The 1088-nt window shown below is 47.0% G+C and carries 1 protein-coding gene and 1 pseudogene; both read right to left on the bottom strand.

All coding sequences use genetic code 11. The features are described from left to right. Positions 1-191: pseudogene (locus ACWHAR_RS22795) on the bottom strand (GNAT family N-acetyltransferase); the annotation flags it as partial. Then, a partial coding sequence (locus tag ACWHAR_RS22790; protein WP_452087913.1) for a DegT/DnrJ/EryC1/StrS family aminotransferase occupies positions 192-1088 on the bottom strand: 897 nt, incomplete at its 5' end. It lies immediately after the preceding pseudogene.

Genomic DNA, 1088 nt, shown 5'->3' with positions numbered 1-1088 from the left:
TTGACGTTCATGACTTTCTTCTGAAGCACCTTGCTTTCCCACAAAGAATCTTCGTAAAGCAATACGCCTTGGAGCCTGCTGTTTTCAAAAAGGCCGAGGGAAAATTGATACGGAACATCCAGTGTAAGCTGTCGGCTTTGGAGAAATTCCTCAATCAACTCTTTGGAGACATTTTCTTTTACCGTATACACTTAATCAGCCCCTTTTACGATATCCCGCACAGCTTCAATGACATCATCTACATCGTCGTCAGACATTGATGGATAGAGCGGGAGAGAAAGGGTTCGTTTATAGTAATTCATGGCATTCGGAAAGTCCGCTTCCTTATATCCAAATTGCTTTTGATAATACGGATGAATGTGTACTGGAATAAAATGAACGCTAGTGCCGATATTGTATTTATCCTTTAAAGCCGTAATCATTTCGCTGCGCGTAACCCCGGCCTTTTTGTCATCAACTTGCAGAACATATAGATGCCAGGCGTGCCTGCCGTCATCATGGACAAACGGCGTGATCAGCCCAGGAATCTGCTGAAAAGCGGTTTGATAGCGGCCGGCAATCTCTTCTCTCCGTTTCTGCATATCATCCAGCCGTTTCAGCTGATGAAGTCCGAGGGCCGCCTGCAAATCAAACATATTCATCTTATAGCCGGGCGATTCGACTTCATAGTACCAGCTGCCATTTGAAGAATAACGGTTCCATGCGGCTTTACTCATGCCGTGAAGGCTTAGCACCCGGATCTTATCGGCAAGCTCCTCATCATCAGTCGTCAGCATGCCGCCTTCCCCTGTCGCGAGGTTTTTGGTGGCGTAAAAGCTGAATGCCGTTGCATCCCCGATAGAACCGATCATTCTTTGCTTATAAGTCGTATATACCGCATGTGCCGCATCCTCCAGCACGAATAAACCATGATTTTGGGCAATAGCCAATATTGCATCCATATCGCAGGACTGCCCGCTAAAGTGGACGGGCACAACTGCTTTCGTTCGCGATGTGACGGCCGCCTCAAGCTTTACCGGGTCAATATTGAGCGTGTTTTGGTCAATATCCGCAAACACAGGCGTCGCTCCCGTATGAATAATCGTATT

It is taken from the genome of Bacillus sp. LR--39, assembly GCF_053613335.1.
The sequence above is the reverse complement of the archived record's forward strand: the minus strand, read 5'-3'. Positions and strand labels throughout refer to the sequence as shown.